We start from the raw sequence: 14419 nt of genomic DNA, 5'->3' as shown, positions 1-14419 counted from the left end.
TATTTGTTGTCGGTGGGTGAGGTGCCGATGGTCAGACGAGTAGCAGCAGCGCGGCGCCGTACACGAGTGCGCCAACCACGAAGGTCATCACGGTGAAGCCGAGCACGCGCTGCACGCCAATACCCGCCATCGCGACGACTGGAGCGGCCCAGAACGGCTGCAGCATGTTCGACACCTGCTCGCCCATGGCGACTGCCATCGTGGTGGCTGGCACGGACGCGTGCAGCGCGACTGCGGCAGGCACGACGAACGGTCCCTGGACGGCCCAGTGACCGCCGCCGCTCGGAATGAAGAACGTGACGATCAGTGAGCACACATAGCTCCAGAACGGCAGCGTGTGCGCATTCGAAATAGCGATGAAGAAATGCGAGATCACGTCGGGCAATCCGGTCGCGTCCATCATCCCCATGATCCCGCCGTACAGCGGATACTGAAGCATCATCGAACCAGTCTGCTTCGCTGCGTTCTTGACGGCGTCCGCATAGGCGAGCGGATAGCCATGCAGGATCACACCGGCGATGAACATCACGAAGATCACCGCGTTCACGCCTGAAAACGCCAGATGGTCGACACGCGCGAGAATCAGAAACGCAATGCCGGCCGCACCGATGAAGGCGCTGCCAAGCCACGAATGTTCGATCCAGCGCGCGAAACTCAGCTTGCCGGTTGGGCGTTCGCGCGGCGGTGCATCAGGATGCTTTTCCGTGTCGAGCACGACTGCGTCTTCATCGGACGGTTTGAGCCAAGCGAACACGAACGGCATCGCGATCAGCATGATGATCGTCGGCACGAGGTTGAAGCCGGTGAACACCGTGCTGCTGAACGGCAGCACCTCGCCGGTCAGCTTCTGCACGACATTCATCGCGCTGCCGGGCGTGGATTGCGCGAGCGCGATCGAGCTCGAAATGCCGCTCGCCCACACGACCCAACCGGAAAAACCCGCTGCGACGATCCACGCGAAATCCACCCGCATCCGTTTGGCCACTTCACGCGCGAGCAGCGCGCTGACAACGAGCCCCAGGCCCCAGTTGCAGAACGACGCAACCGCGACGAGGATGAACGTGAGCGCCGCCGCTTGCACGGGCGTGCGCGCGACCGACACCAGCGCTTTGAACATGCGCTGCACGAGCGGCGCGTGCGCGAACGCGTGGCCAGTCACGAGCACCAGCGTGATCTGAAAAGCGAAGGTCAGAATATCGAAGAAGCCCTTGTACCAGCCACCGATCAGGTGCGAGGCCGACGCGTGCGGCGCGAACGCCACCGACAGCAGGGCGACCACGACGGTAATCAGGATGGCGAGCACGAACGGGTCCGGAATGGTTCGTTCGAAAAGCCGGATGGTCGCTTCGGTGAAGCGCGTCTTGCGGATGGTTGGCGGTGCGGCTGCTGCGGGTTTCATCTTGTGTCTCCGAAGAATCTTGTGGGTGACGCGTTCTATGCGCGCTCAGGTGTTGGGGATTCAGGCTGTGGTGACCAGGTTCGCCTGAGGGGGAAAGCCGTACAGCGTCGCAGCGTTGTCGACCAGAATGCGGTCGCGGATCGCATCGTCGCCGGTCCATGTGCCGAGCAGATCGAACAGCCGCGCGTCGTCGGGCTTGTGCGACTCCGTCGTGTGCGGCCAGTCGCTGCCCCACACGAGGCGCTCAGGCAGCGCGTCGATCCAAGCGCGCGCGGTCGAGGCGATGTCCGCGTAGTCGTTGACGATGCCTGCAACGGAGTCGAGATACGGGCCGGACAGTTTGACCCAGACACGGCCGGAATCGGCCAGATCGCGCACGATTCCGAACGCCGGATGCAACGCGCCATCGGGCATCGGCAGACGCGCAAGATGATCGAACACGATCGTCGAAGGCAGGCGCGCCAGCATCGCCCGATGCTCGACGATCTGCGCGGCGGTCCAGTGCAGTTGCACGTGCCAGCCGAGTTCCGCGACACGTCGCGCGAGCGGCTCGACCATCTCGAAGGTGACGGCGGCATGGGCGGGTGTGTACAGCGTGAAACGGATGCCGCGAACGCCGCCGTCGTGAAGCGCGGCGAGTTGCTGATCGGTGACCGCGGGCGTGAGCACCGCGACGCCGCGCGTCCGGTCCTGGCCGAGGCGCTGAATCGCATCGAGCGTGACGCGGTTGTCCGTGCCGTAATTGCGCGGCGTTACGACGACGGTGCGTTGGGTGCCGGTTCTGCGCTGCACGTCGAGATAGTCGGTGACGGTTGCGTGCTCGGGGAAGGTCGCCTGATTCGCGCCGTCCGCGAGGAAGCGGCGGTCGTAGATATGCATGTGCGAATCGCACGCACCTGCCGGCGCTTTGCTCCGTGGCAATTGCGTGCCGTCGTCGCACTGTTGCGTTTCCATCGTCGTCTCCGTTTTATGTCGCGCGGCGCTCATGCGTCACCGCAAGCCCGCTTACAGCACCGCGCGCTTCGCACGCAGTGCGGCGATTTCGTCGTCGCTCCAGCCGGACTCGCGCAGCACGGCATCGGAATGCTGGCCGAATGCCGGCGCGGCGAGCGGCGTGGGGCCGGTCGTGTCGCCAAAGCGGATCGGCTGACGGAAACCCCGGTAATGTCCGACGCCCGGATACGTGTAGGTCGCGACCATGTCTTCGGCCAGCACCTGCGGATCGTCGAACATGTCTTCGATGCCGCGTGCGGCGGCACACGGCACCGCGTCGCCGAACAACGCTTCCCATTCGAGCGCGCTGCGCGCCGCGAGTGCCGCGTGCAGTTGCGGCACGATTTCGTCGCAATGCAGCGCACGCTTGCGCACGGAGTCGTAGCGTTCGCTGCTCGCGAGCGCGTCGAGCCCGGTTTTCTCGCAGAGTGCCTGCCAGAAATGCGGCGTGTTCGCGGAAATGTAGAGATAGCCTTCGCGGGTCGGATGAATGCCGGTAATGCCGCCTGAGCGCATATCGCGGCCGATATCCTTCGGTTCGCCTTCGGCCCAGATCATCCGCGCGGATTGCATCGTCAGCGCACTGCGCAGCAGCGACACGCCAACGTACTGTCCCGTGCCTTTGCGCTCGCGCTCGAACAGCGCCGATGACACGCCCGCGGCGACCATCGCCGCGGCGTAGTAATCGACCACTGAGCCGTACAGGATCTCCGGCGGCCCGCCACGCTTGCCTTGCAGCATGCACATGCCGCTCATGGTTTGCAGCACCTGGTCGTAGCCGGCCTTGTCCTTGTTCGGACCGGTTTCGCCGTAACCGGTGACCGCGCAATAGATCAGACGCGGATTGACCTCGCGAAGCTGCTCGTAAGCAATGCCGAGGCGCGCGGGCACGCTGGGGCGGAAGTTATGGACGAGCACGTCGGCGGTCTTCACGAGTTGCATCAGCACGTCGAGCGCTTCGGGCTGTTTCAGGTCCAGCACGAGACCACGCTTGCCGCGATTCACGCCGAGAAAAGCACGGCTCTCGGCTTCGAGCGTAGACGGATATTTGCGCAGGTTGTCGCCGGAGGGCGGCTCGATCTTGATGACTTCGGCACCCTGATCGGCAAGCAGCGTACAGCCGTAAGGACCGGCAATGTACGCGCTCAGGTCCAGCACGCGAATCCCTGCCAGCGGGCCTGTTGCGCCGGCTTCGGCTGTGTTGGACGAACGTTCCATGATTGGCTCCATCGGTATCGGATTGGGGGCGGCTCGGCAGCGCTAGGCGTTCAGCGGCCGCCTAGCGGCTGTTCAGCAGGCCGAGGCGCGCGGCATCGCGAACCAGCACGCGCGCCCGTTCGACGAACGGCGGATCGATCATCTTGCCGTCCACCACATAGGCGCCGATGCCGTTCGCGTCGGCTTCGCGGGCCGCTTCGACGACGCGCAGCGCATGCGCGATTTCGTCGTCGGAGGGGCGGAAGACTTCGTTCGCGAGCGCGATCTGGCTCGGATGGATGCAGCTCTTGCCGAGAAAACCCATCGACCGGGCGAGTTGCGCCTCGGCACGAAAACCGGCTTCATCCTTGATATTGGCGAAGGCCGAGTCGTACGCGAACACGCCGGCTTCGCCCGCCGCGATGCGCAGGCCGAACATGGCCTGCTGAATGGCCGACGGTTCGCGGCGCGCGATACCGAGCGGCTCGAACAGATCGCCAAGCCCGAGTTGCAAACCCGCGACGCGCGGATGCGCCGCGGCGAGTTCGGCCGCAAGGTGGAACGCCTTCGGCGATTCGATGTTGAGCAGCAGCCGGATCGGCGTCGTTACACCGTTGGCGGCTTCGGCGCGTTCGAGCGCGGCTGCGGCGGCGCGCACGTCGTCGGCGGATTCGGGTTTCGGCAGATTGATCAGATCGAGGCCGCGTTGTGCGACGGCGTTGATATCCGCGCTGAAATGCGGCGTGTCGAGCGCGTTGACGCGGACGATCAGCACCTTTTGCTTGCCGGCGACGAGATCGGAGCCCAGCAGTTCGCGCAGCTCCACACGTGCTTGCGGCTTGCGGTCGGCGGCGACGGAGTCTTCGAGGTCGAAAGACAGCGCGTCGGCAGCGCTCGCGAATGCCTTCGCGAACAACTCGGGGCGCGAGGCCGGCACGAACAGTTTGCTTCTCATGTCTCCGCTTCCAGTTTCTGATTTATCGGAAGCCAGTCTAATTCCGGGCTGAATTTAGATAAACTATCCAGACCTATCTTCAAAAAGCACATAAACTATCTTTATGGACGTCGCCTTTCTCGCCAATCTTTTGCTGGTCGTCGATAGTGGTTCGATGGCGGAGGCCGCGCGCCGCATCGGCGTGACGCCGGCTGCGGTCGCGCAGCAGGTTCAGGCGCTGGAGCGTGAACTCGGCGTCGAGTTGCTGGTGCGTTCGGGGCGCACGGTGATGCCGACCGAAGCGGGCCATCGTGTGATCGAGCGCGCGCGCGGCCTGGTACGCGAATTCTCGGAACTGAAGGCGTTTGCGCTAGAAGGTGAAGCGGCGGGGGAATTGCGGATCGGCACGATCACGACCGCGCTGCTGAGTCTCGTGCCTGATGTGTTGTCCGGTTTCGCGGCGTCGTTTCCGCACGCGAACGTGCTGATTCGCGCGGGAACGTCGATGGAACTCTACGAGGCGCTACAGCGTGGCGATGTGGACGTCGCTGTCTGCCTGCACCCCGCATTCACGTTGCCAAAGGCGTACGACTGGCATCTGTTGCGCGAAGAACCGATCGTCGTGCTCGCGCCGTCGCGTCTTGCCGCGCACGCGCCTCACGACCTGCTGGCGCGCGAGCCGTTCATTCGCTACGACCGCTCGCTCGGCGGCGGCAAGCAGGCGGATCAATACCTGCGCGCGGCGAAGATCGTGCCGCACGAACTGTTCGAACTGAACTCGTTGATGGCGATTGCGATGATGGTCGATCGCGGACTCGGCGTGTCGCTTGTGCCGGATATCGTCTCGCCGCTGACGACCCATCTGAACGTCGCGAAGCTCCCGCTGCCGGTGCAGACGGAGCCGCGTCGATTTGGCGTGCTGTGGAATCGGGCGTCGCCGCGCGGGCGTCTGATCAGAGGTTTTCTCGCTTGCGCCGATGCGGTGCTGGAAGGCGAGCGGAAGGGGCCGGGAGCCGTTGCTACTTGATTGTGCCGTGCGTATGTGCCGACTCGCCGGCGTCTGCGCGCGAGACTTTCCTCGTGGTTATTGCGTTCTGGATTACTAGCGAGTCAAGGCGCTTGGGATATGCCAGCGCGACAAGGTGCGCATTGCAAAAGATCCATATCTACTAGCTAAACGTGACAGGAGTAGTTATGCGTAGTCGATTCATTCGAATACTCGGCGCTGTGTCCTTAATGATGTTCATGGGTCTTGGCATTAACCAGGCCGTCGCCGCGTGTACCGTACCCGCGCCGGTGAAGTCAATCGATCCAGCGGGGTTTTACGACGATCCGGCCGCCTATGCGCAAGCGGTCAAACCGATGCGGGACTATATCTACCGGCTCAACAATGCTGCTGAATCGAAGCAATGGACCTGCGTGCTCGCGCTTCTGGACAGTTGGGCCCGCGCGGATGCCTTAATGGGTCCGATCAGCGGGTACCAAGGCTACTACGAGCGTTCATGGGCCGGGACAGATTTCGCACTGGTGCTGCTGCGGCTACCTCGGGAAGTCGGCGAGGCCAATGCGGATCAGTTGCGCGTCATTACGTCATGGCTGACCCGCATTGCAATTGCCACGCGGGACGCGGATGCGATCAACCATTTGCACAACAATCTGGTCTATTGGGCAGGGCTGAATCTTGTCGCTATCGGCACGCTTGCGCAGCAGCAGGAACTGATCGATGCGGGACTCGCGCGTGCCCGGGAGGGCATTCGCGACATAGGTCCGCGTGGCGAACTGCAACGGGAGATCAAACGTGGCGATCGCGCGCTCCATTACCACACGTTCGCGCTGATCCCGCTGGTATTCACGGCGGAACTGGCCGAGCGGCAAGGCGTGAATCTCTATCAGGAGAATCACGGCGCAATTGGCCGGCTGGCGAATCTGGTGATCCGGGCGGTGCAGGACCCCGACACCTTTACCGAGATTACTCCGGTTAAACAGAAGCTCTTTCCCTGGACATTCCAGGACGAGCTATCGTGGATGGAGCCGTACTACGCTCGCACGCATGACCCCCGGCTCCCCATGCTGATTGCTCCGCGCCGTCCGTTCCGCGAATGGCGTCTTGGCGGTAACGTCACCATCGCGTGGGGCGTTGCACTGCCCTGATGAGCGTTGCATGGATGTCCTATGGCAATACTTTCCTGCCGCTACCTCGGGTGTTCCCGATCCGCACCGTACCGAGCCTGTAGTAGCCGTCGGCCCCACTATCCTTCAGTGCCAATTGCATAGGCGTTGAATAATGCCGCGGGTCGGTAACCCTAACATCCAGCTCATATTCGCCGGGGGGCAGGTCAGCCGGCAGAGCGAAGCTGTCTTCAAAGGAATAGGGACTACCTGGTAAGACGTTGCGCATCTCGACGCCGGATACAAAGCGGCCCGGTGTCTGCCACGGAGCCGCCTTGATACTACCCGACGCTCGCAACGCGAACTCGACCCGCCATGCAGTGTAAGTGGGCGTGATGCCGTCATTGCTCCATTGCGTATTCACTGAAAGAGCCGGCCGGGCCCGATCCGATCGAACGACCCGCACGGCAATTCTGCTGGGCCAATAGCGGTAGCCGGCCGCGAGGCCCGCCGTCCATACAGCCGCTTGCTCCGTCTGCGTCAGCGCGGACCATGTCCCTGTACAGAAAGCCCCGTTCTTGATTGCGGCGAGATGGTATTGCGGCACCTCTTCAAGAATGGCGAGCTGGTTCGTAGCGGGATCGGTCTCGAACGTTTGACACGGGAATTCCGGTGAGCTGCCGTTGCCGAATGGTTCGACGACAAAGGGTGCATGCTGCCAGCGCTCGGCCACGAGGTCTCGTCCGTCCGGCGACTTGCATTCGGAAACTGGTGGGAAGCCTGCCGCCCACCCTGTATAGGAGCCCAGACTGTCGCGCCGCAAGCCAATCGGCAGGTTGCCGACATTGATATGCATGGCGGTGCACAGGCTGCCGGCATCGTCGGTCAGCATGACGAGCTGCTTGTTTGGGAACGCCCTCACATGCGCCCAGATGATCGCCTGCTTCGAGGCTGTGCTGCCCGCCTGGTACGCGCCGGGCACGCCGTTGTTTGCCTCGTACGCCTGCTCGTTGAGCCCGTAGTACGTATTGTTGGCGGCGTAGGGAATGGCCCCCCACTTATAGTCCTTCGAATCGGGGAGTCCTGCCGTGTGCCATTCGCCCCAGCTGCCGTAGAGACCGATGTCGATTGTGCCGATCCTGGGATCGTCGTCGTATCGGCCGCCGAGGGCTTTGAGGAGCGCCCATATCCTGTCGATAACGAATTTGTCGTTCCAGTCCGGAACGAAGTAGTGTCCCTGTGTCACGTCGGTTGGGTTGACCGGCAACAGCCATCCATGCGCTTTCCCGGCACCGTCTTTAAGCAGATAGGCCGGTGAGTCGCTGTAGATGGGAAAACCGTCGTCGCCTGTCGTGACGTTCGTATCGGACTTGTATTGCGGATTGAGCGCCATCACGCGGAAGCCAAACGTCGCGCCTCGCGGCAGGCAAGCCGATTTCGGCTGCGATGGCGTACAAGGTTCTAAAACATGATCGATCACCGAGAAGTCGTAGCGCCCTTCGACCGGTTCGAGGGTATGCCATGACAAGCGCCCATAGACGTTTGCCGGCACACCGGGCAGAGGTGCCGCATCCGATGTATTAGGCTGGAAATCCAGATCTGGCGCACAGTGCGGGCAAGGCCGATTGTTTGGCCCGAGCTGCTTTTGAGCGACCACCGTATAGAAGCCACTGGTGGGATTGAACAACTCACCGGTGACGATCCATTGATGTGTTCCAGGATCGAGTGTTGCCTGGGCCGGTGGCAATTTCGCTGGCGTCAAAACTTGCGATCCGCTTTCGATAGGGGTGCGTTCGCTTTGGGCGACCGCCGCCGTTACGACGAAAAACAGGCAGGCGAAAACGGGGAATCGGGCGATACCGCGGAGTGTCTGGATGCGCATGTCGGCGCTCTCCTGTCGTCGTCAATTAGATCGTGGCGTGGCCAATGCAGCCTTGTATTCAATAGGTAACGCGCATATTGCCCCGCTCCCATTTCGAGAGTCATAGCATACGAATGAGGCACGCATGCAACAAAATTCCCGAGTCCTTCAGGATTCTGGTCGCGTGTGATGTTTTAATTTGGCAGGATCAGCCCCAGTAGTAGCCGGCCGCGTTTGTTGGGAATACCGCCTTCGAGTATCTGGAATACTCAACCCTCACGGAAAGCCGGGATAGGGCGTGACGCGAGCGCTGCGGAAAAAATAAAGATCTGGAACATTTGATCTTTCGTGAGAATGTAAACAAAGCCAAGGAAGGTCATGAAACATATAGCCATGGTTCTCCTCCTTTTATTTTCTCTTTCTGCCAAGGCGCAGTCCGGGATGCATTGCCCGAGTTATCCGCCTGTGCTTAACGTTAGCGGGCCGGAGTTCTACTCGGACGCCAGGGGATCAAAAGTCGATCCTTCAAAGGAAGCAGAACTCGACAAAGATAGAAAACCGATCAACGATTTCCTGTCCTACGAGACACAGTCACTCGATGGAGCACCGTCCTGGAGCAAGCTGACAGGACTCTCCCCTGCATGTGCCAACCTGCTGCTTGAAAAGTGGGCGGCGGCTGACGCCATGTCGACGACGGTCGACGCAAACGGAAACTACAGCCGTGAAGGAGGCGTTGATAAGGGCGAGTTTACGCGCGGCATGGTCATGCTTGCCATCAAGTTGAAGTCTCAAGGTTTGGACCTGGGTCCCGACGTCGCTCCCTGGCTTGGGCGACTTGTGAATGGAAAAATCGAAGGCGATCGCAAACATCTCGCGGAGGGAAACAGAGAGGGCAATCTTTACTACGAAGATGGCGCGACAGCAGCCGGCTATGCCTTATTGACGCGCAACGAAAATGCCAATGCATTTCAGAACGAGGTGTGGCGTTACTTTCTTGCATCCGTCCATGACGACGGGTATCTGGACTCCGAGCTTTCGCGAGGTTCGCGAGCACTCATTTACCACGATCGGGCATTGTCCATGCTGCTTTCTCTGCGAGAAATCCGCAAATCGCTGCACATACCCGACACGGCAGAGGATCGTGCCAGGCTGAAATCACTCTCCGATCTGGTCGGCCGTGCCATTTGCGATCCTCAGGAGATGGCAGCACGAGCCCACGTGCCATCTGAAGAGCCGATGGGCGATTGGGGCTATCGCGTTCAGCAAGCTTATGGCGCGGATCTCATGAACGAGGATTGGCAAACTTGCGGCATAAAAACGACTAACCTCATCGATCTGAATGGTGGCGGTGACCTGATCAAGATGCATCAAGTGCTTCTGAGCTTTTCAAATAGCATGACGAAATAAGAACATCCACGCTCGTCTGCTGGAACATCTTCAGATGTACTGGGCAGACTTCCTGAAATGGTCCCTATGGCAGTGTTGCCTGAAAAAACCGCACGACGTCGGCATTGAATCGATCATGAAAGCCTGCTCGGTCGAAGTCCGGCAGACTGCCGCAGACCTCCGGCCGCGCCTTGGCAAAACGCGCATCGCAAGGTGGCAGGAAGTCGTAGTGGCCTGCATTGCCAACCACGTGGTACTCAGGTGCACGGGGCAAGTCGTCGCGTACCGCCTCGTCATAGAAGGGATGCGTCTGATGACGGTCATCGCTCGCGCTCCAAAGCTGGACCGGGACGCGAACGCCAGTCAGCCCTGACTGGCCGAAAGCAAAGCCGAATGCCGGCGCGGCGATGACGATGGACCGGATGCGCGAATCATGGATCCACGCGCTGGCGGGAACACCCGGAATGGCATGAAGGTCGACGCCGGCTTTCCGCAGGGCCTCGCACAGATCTTGATCCGGGTGCGCCTCGCAAAACGGGCGGATGGTCGAAAGGTCTGGAGTGCCGCCAGCGGCCACAAGCGCGGTAAAGCCGCCGTTGGAAAACCCGAACGCACCAATGCGCGTTTCGTCCAGTTGTCCGTGCCCGCGCCACTCGCGAAGCATGTAGTCAACCAGCCGATGGAGCTGGGCAGGCCGACGCCAGAGTTGCAAGACCTTGCTCTGATCTTTGAACGTGTCGCCATCGTGGCTAACCGCTGCCGCGACAAAGCCCGCGTGAGCCAGCGCGAGCGCCGTGTCGTAATGGCCGTCGTACCAGCCACCTCCACCGTGTGACATCACCACAAGCGGCAGACGATTGCCTGCGACCGGCGCATTCGGCGCTACTGTCTGGCTGGCGTTACCCAACGCATGCGATGTCGCCGGTGCGTCGGTCGGATACCAGATGCCGGCAATGAGCGGCGGTTCGTCGCCACTCGGTATCTTGACCTCCTCGAAGCCGACATTCGCTGAAACGGCTTGTGCTTGTGTGACGGCCAGACACAAAAGGACGGTGAGGGCGACCAGAAGTCTCACGAAGTTCTCCGTTTGAGTATCAGTTCAGACTGAACCGGACTAACCAGGCCCGGCGAAAGCGTGCGTTGCTTGCGTCTCTGGTTGGAGCGAGGGCCACAGCTTCAGAAGTTGTGCGACGAAACCTGGGCAGCACGCACCGACAGAACGTTCGCGGCTGGAACAAATTTTCCTTGAGTATCCACCAGGCCACTGGGACGTCCGTCAGCATCCTGTAACCCGGAATTGTAGGAATAGAAAAACATCGGTCCAATTGGCACTCGCTGGCCGAGATCATCAAACGCGTTGAGAATCTCTTGCATCGCCTTGGCTGCAGTTTGTTCCTTTTGATTCGGAAACTTCGTGGCATCGGTAAACCCCCATTCTGTAATCCAGAAGGGCTTGTCTCGGCCGAGCGCCCATACGTCCTGGCGCAGGAGAGCCGTCGCAGTTGCACCAGGACTGCTCGGTGAGGCGTAAATGTGGGTGCCGTAACCATCGACGTGATAGCCGCTATTATCCAGATAGTTCACGTGATCCACATCCTTCAACATGGCAACGATTTTCGCCGGGTTTGAAAGAGACTGTGGGGGGTGGCCAGGCGCTATATACCCATGGGCGATACCAAAAGTGATGATTTTCGCCTCTGGATAGTAACGAGGGTCATGCAAAATCGTCGCACCGGTCTTCAAAAACTGTCCATAGCCCTGGAGCCATGTATGTAGCTCGGCCTGACTGGCGTAGTGTCCGTTTGGCACGTCTGCATCGTAATAGTAGCTGTCGTCCTCGTTACCGAGTTCGACCGCATCAATCGTGAGATTTGCGTGCTTTAAAGCACCAAGCAGATTGCTGAATCGCTGGGCAAATTTATCCAGATCTATTTCGCTCAATTTCTTGGATCGCCAGCCGTGATCATTCATAGGTGGCGCACTATCGTAGTCCTCGTCCATCTGAAGAATGTTGACTAGCACCTTTAATTTCTGCTGCCTGGCCTCCCGTATTTCTTCGACGAAGTTGGCAACTCCCTGGGCCGATCCAGAAGTGGGTTCATCACGAAACCAGGTAGCATGAAGCGCACGAATATCCTCAAACGTCTTTTGCCTCGTGGCTCCGTCCTGGCTACCCAGCCCTGAACGATCAATACCAATTTCTGAAATCGCATGCGCAGAATTGCCAGATGCTGCTTCTTGCGCGATTGCCGAACCGGACAATACCGAACCGAGGAAAGCCACAGGAATGATGAACGCGCTGCATCGCTTCGTGACACGCATGATCCTCTCCGTGAACGTACTGACGCTCAGAGTCCGTTTCAAACCTCCTTGCGCACCTTCAACCCCGCTTGAACAACTCCCGCGCCAGCGAACACAGCAACGTGGTTGTCGGCGACTCATCCTGCAGGCGTCGGCTCATGATGATCGGCGACGAGATATTGGCCGCCGGCACCGGCCGGTACACCACGCCATGCGCGCGCAAACCCTCGACGCTTTCCGGCACTAGACACACGCCGACCTGCGCCGCAACCAGCCCCAAGGCGGTTTGCAACTCCCGCACTTCATGCACCGCTTTCGGTTCCAGCGCGTGGTCGTGCATCGCCGATAACTGCTGGTCCGCATAGCTCGGCCGCGGCGTGCTCGGATAGACGATCAGCGTTTCCTCGGCGAGCGCGGCAAGCGTCAGCGCCTTCTTCTGGCGTGCGAGCGGGTGGTTTTGCGGCAATGCGGCAATCATGCGCTCTTCGACGAGCACTTCACGCGCCAGTTGCGCATCGTCGAAACGCAAGCGGCCGAAACCCACGTCGATACGGCCGCCTTTGAGGGCGCCGAGTTGCTCGATCGTGAACATTTCGATCAGCGACAACTCGATATGCGGCGCCGCTTCACGAAATGCGCGGATTACCGCGGGCAATGCACCATAGAGCGTGGACGGTACGAAGCCGATCACGATGCGCTCGGCCAGTTGCGCGAGGCGCCGCGTGAGCGGGGCGAGTTCGTCGGCGTCGTCGACCAGACGCTTGGCCTGCGCATAGAAAATGCGGCCGGCTTCGGTCAGCCGCAGCGGCCGCGAGCCGCGCTCGAACAGCGCGAGGCCAACGCTTTCCTCGATCTGCTGGATCTGGCGGCTAAGCGGCGGCTGCGTCATATGCAGGCGATTGGCGGCCCGCGTGATGTTCATTTCTTCTGCGACCGCAATGAAATAGCGGAGTTGGCGAAGTTCCATGCATACCCCTAAGGTATGGAAGTAGTCGGAATCGGTGTTGGACTGCTTCGCGGGTTCTTTCTACTATGAGGCTCTCATGAAAGCAGTTCAGGAGAGCACCGAATGATAGCAACACCCGTGAAGATCGAGAGCGTGGAGACGATTCTCGTCGACGTACCGACGATTCGTCCGCACCGGCTTTCGGTTGCAACGATGAATTGCCAGACGCTCGTGCTGGTGCGCATCCGCACATCCGACGGCGTGGTCGGCGTGGGCGAGGGCACGACCATCGGCGGCCTCGCCTACGGCGAGGAAAGCCCTGAAAGTATCAAGGTCAACATCGATACGTACTTCGCGCCGCTGCTCAAAGGCATGGACGCAACCCGTCCGGGCGCGGCGATGGCGAAGCTGCGCGCGCTGTTTCAGGGCAACCGCTTTGCGAAATCCGCGGTTGAAACCGCTTTGTTCGATGCCCAGGCGCAGCGTCTCGGCGTGCCCCTGTCGGAGCTGTTCGGCGGCCGGGTACGCGATTCGGTGGACGTGGCGTGGACCCTCGCCAGTGGCGACACGACCCGCGATATCGACGAAGCCGAGCGCGTTTTCGAAACGAAGCGGCATCGCGTGTTCAAGCTGAAGATCGGTTCGCGCGCGTTGGCCGATGACGTTGCGCACGTCGTGGCGATTCAGAAAGCCCTGGAAGGCCGCGGTGAAGTGCGTGTCGACGTGAATCAGGCATGGACCGAATCCGAAGCGATCTGGGCCGGCAAGCGCTTTGCCGATGCAGGTGTTGCGCTGATCGAGCAGCCGATTGCCGCGGAGAACCGCGCGGGCCTCAAACGTCTGACGGATCTCGCTCAGGTGCCGATCATGGCGGACGAAGCATTGCACGGCCCGGCGGACGCATTCGCCATCGCCAGCGCGCGTGCGGCTGATGTCTTCGCTATCAAGATCGCGCAATCGGGCGGTCTGACCGGCGCGGCGCAAGTGGCAGCGATTGCGCTCGCCGCGAATATCGACCTGTATGGCGGCACGATGCTCGAAGGCGCGGTGGGCACGATCGCCTCGGCGCAACTCTTCAGCACCTTCGGCGAACTGAAGTGGGGCACTGAACTCTTCGGGCCGTTGCTGCTGACGGAAGAGATTCTCACCGAACCGCTGCGCTACGAGAATTTTGCTTTGCATCTTCCACAGGGACCCGGTCTCGGCATCACGCTCGACTGGGACAAGATCGACCGCTTGCGGCGCGATACGCGCAAAGGCGCAAGCGTTACCACGAACTGACGGTTCATCCGC

12 protein-coding genes are annotated in these 14419 nt (G+C 60.8%); 4 read left to right on the top strand and 8 right to left on the bottom strand.

Annotated elements, in window-relative coordinates:
- Window positions 1-31: 31 nt before the first annotated feature.
- From R8871_RS22900 to R8871_RS22885, 4 genes are all read right to left on the bottom strand, one after another.
- Window positions 32-1399 carry a short-chain fatty acid transporter gene (locus tag R8871_RS22900; protein ID WP_175052497.1) on the bottom strand — a complete coding sequence of 456 codons (1368 nt, stop codon included), beginning with the start codon at window positions 1397-1399 and terminating at the stop codon, window positions 32-34.
- Window positions 1400-1459: 60 nt separating this feature from the next.
- Window positions 1460-2353, bottom strand: coding sequence for an amidohydrolase family protein (locus tag R8871_RS22895; RefSeq protein ID WP_175052496.1), 894 nt, complete (start codon window positions 2351-2353; stop codon window positions 1460-1462).
- A 51-nt stretch (window positions 2354-2404) separates the two neighbouring features.
- Window positions 2405-3610 (bottom strand): CaiB/BaiF CoA transferase family protein, encoded by a 1206-nt coding sequence (locus R8871_RS22890; protein ID WP_175052495.1) that lies wholly within the window; start codon window positions 3608-3610, stop codon window positions 2405-2407.
- Between the two features lie 61 nt (window positions 3611-3671).
- Complete coding sequence (locus tag R8871_RS22885; protein WP_175052494.1) at window positions 3672-4544, bottom strand: HpcH/HpaI aldolase/citrate lyase family protein; 873 nt, start codon at window positions 4542-4544, stop codon at window positions 3672-3674.
- Between the two features lie 103 nt (window positions 4545-4647).
- Between R8871_RS22885 and R8871_RS22880 the strand changes: the two genes are divergently transcribed.
- Window positions 4648-5550, top strand: a complete 903-nt coding sequence (locus tag R8871_RS22880) for a LysR substrate-binding domain-containing protein (RefSeq protein WP_175052493.1) — start codon at window positions 4648-4650, stop codon at window positions 5548-5550.
- A gap of 167 nt (window positions 5551-5717) precedes the next feature.
- On the top strand, window positions 5718-6674 hold the full coding sequence (locus R8871_RS22875; RefSeq protein ID WP_175052492.1) for an alginate lyase family protein: 957 nt from the start codon (window positions 5718-5720) through the stop codon (window positions 6672-6674).
- A 19-nt stretch (window positions 6675-6693) separates the two neighbouring features.
- Here R8871_RS22875 and R8871_RS22870 read toward each other — a convergent pair whose 3' ends face one another.
- Window positions 6694-8514: a DUF4832 domain-containing protein gene (locus tag R8871_RS22870; protein WP_175052491.1), complete on the bottom strand. Its 1821-nt coding sequence runs from the start codon at window positions 8512-8514 to the stop codon at window positions 6694-6696.
- A gap of 357 nt (window positions 8515-8871) precedes the next feature.
- Here R8871_RS22870 and R8871_RS22865 point away from each other — a divergent pair, with 357 nt between their 5' ends.
- A complete protein-coding gene (locus tag R8871_RS22865) occupies window positions 8872-9900 on the top strand; it encodes an alginate lyase family protein (RefSeq protein WP_175052490.1) in 1029 nt (342 codons plus the stop codon).
- A gap of 64 nt (window positions 9901-9964) precedes the next feature.
- Here the strand turns inward: R8871_RS22865 and R8871_RS22860 are convergent, their stop codons facing one another.
- From R8871_RS22860 to R8871_RS22850, 3 genes are all read right to left on the bottom strand, one after another.
- On the bottom strand, window positions 9965-10954 hold the full coding sequence (locus tag R8871_RS22860) for an alpha/beta hydrolase family protein (RefSeq protein ID WP_246287651.1): 990 nt from the start codon (window positions 10952-10954) through the stop codon (window positions 9965-9967).
- 101 nt (window positions 10955-11055) lie between these two features.
- Entirely contained in the window at window positions 11056-12201 is a 1146-nt protein-coding gene (locus R8871_RS22855; RefSeq protein ID WP_175052489.1) for a hypothetical protein, read from the bottom strand.
- A gap of 58 nt (window positions 12202-12259) precedes the next feature.
- Window positions 12260-13147 carry a LysR family transcriptional regulator gene (locus R8871_RS22850; RefSeq protein ID WP_093642783.1) on the bottom strand — a complete coding sequence of 296 codons (888 nt, stop codon included), beginning with the start codon at window positions 13145-13147 and terminating at the stop codon, window positions 12260-12262.
- 102 nt (window positions 13148-13249) lie between these two features.
- Here R8871_RS22850 and catB2 point away from each other — a divergent pair, with 102 nt between their 5' ends.
- Window positions 13250-14407, top strand: a complete 1158-nt coding sequence (gene catB2, locus R8871_RS22845; protein ID WP_175052488.1) for a muconate cycloisomerase CatB2 — start codon at window positions 13250-13252, stop codon at window positions 14405-14407.
- Window positions 14408-14419: the final 12 nt, after the last annotated feature.

It is taken from the genome of Paraburkholderia sediminicola, assembly GCF_902859805.1.
Lineage (GTDB): Bacteria > Pseudomonadota > Gammaproteobacteria > Burkholderiales > Burkholderiaceae > Paraburkholderia > Paraburkholderia sediminicola.
Note: the sequence above shows the minus strand (reverse complement) of the source record. Positions and strands in the feature narration are given on the sequence as shown.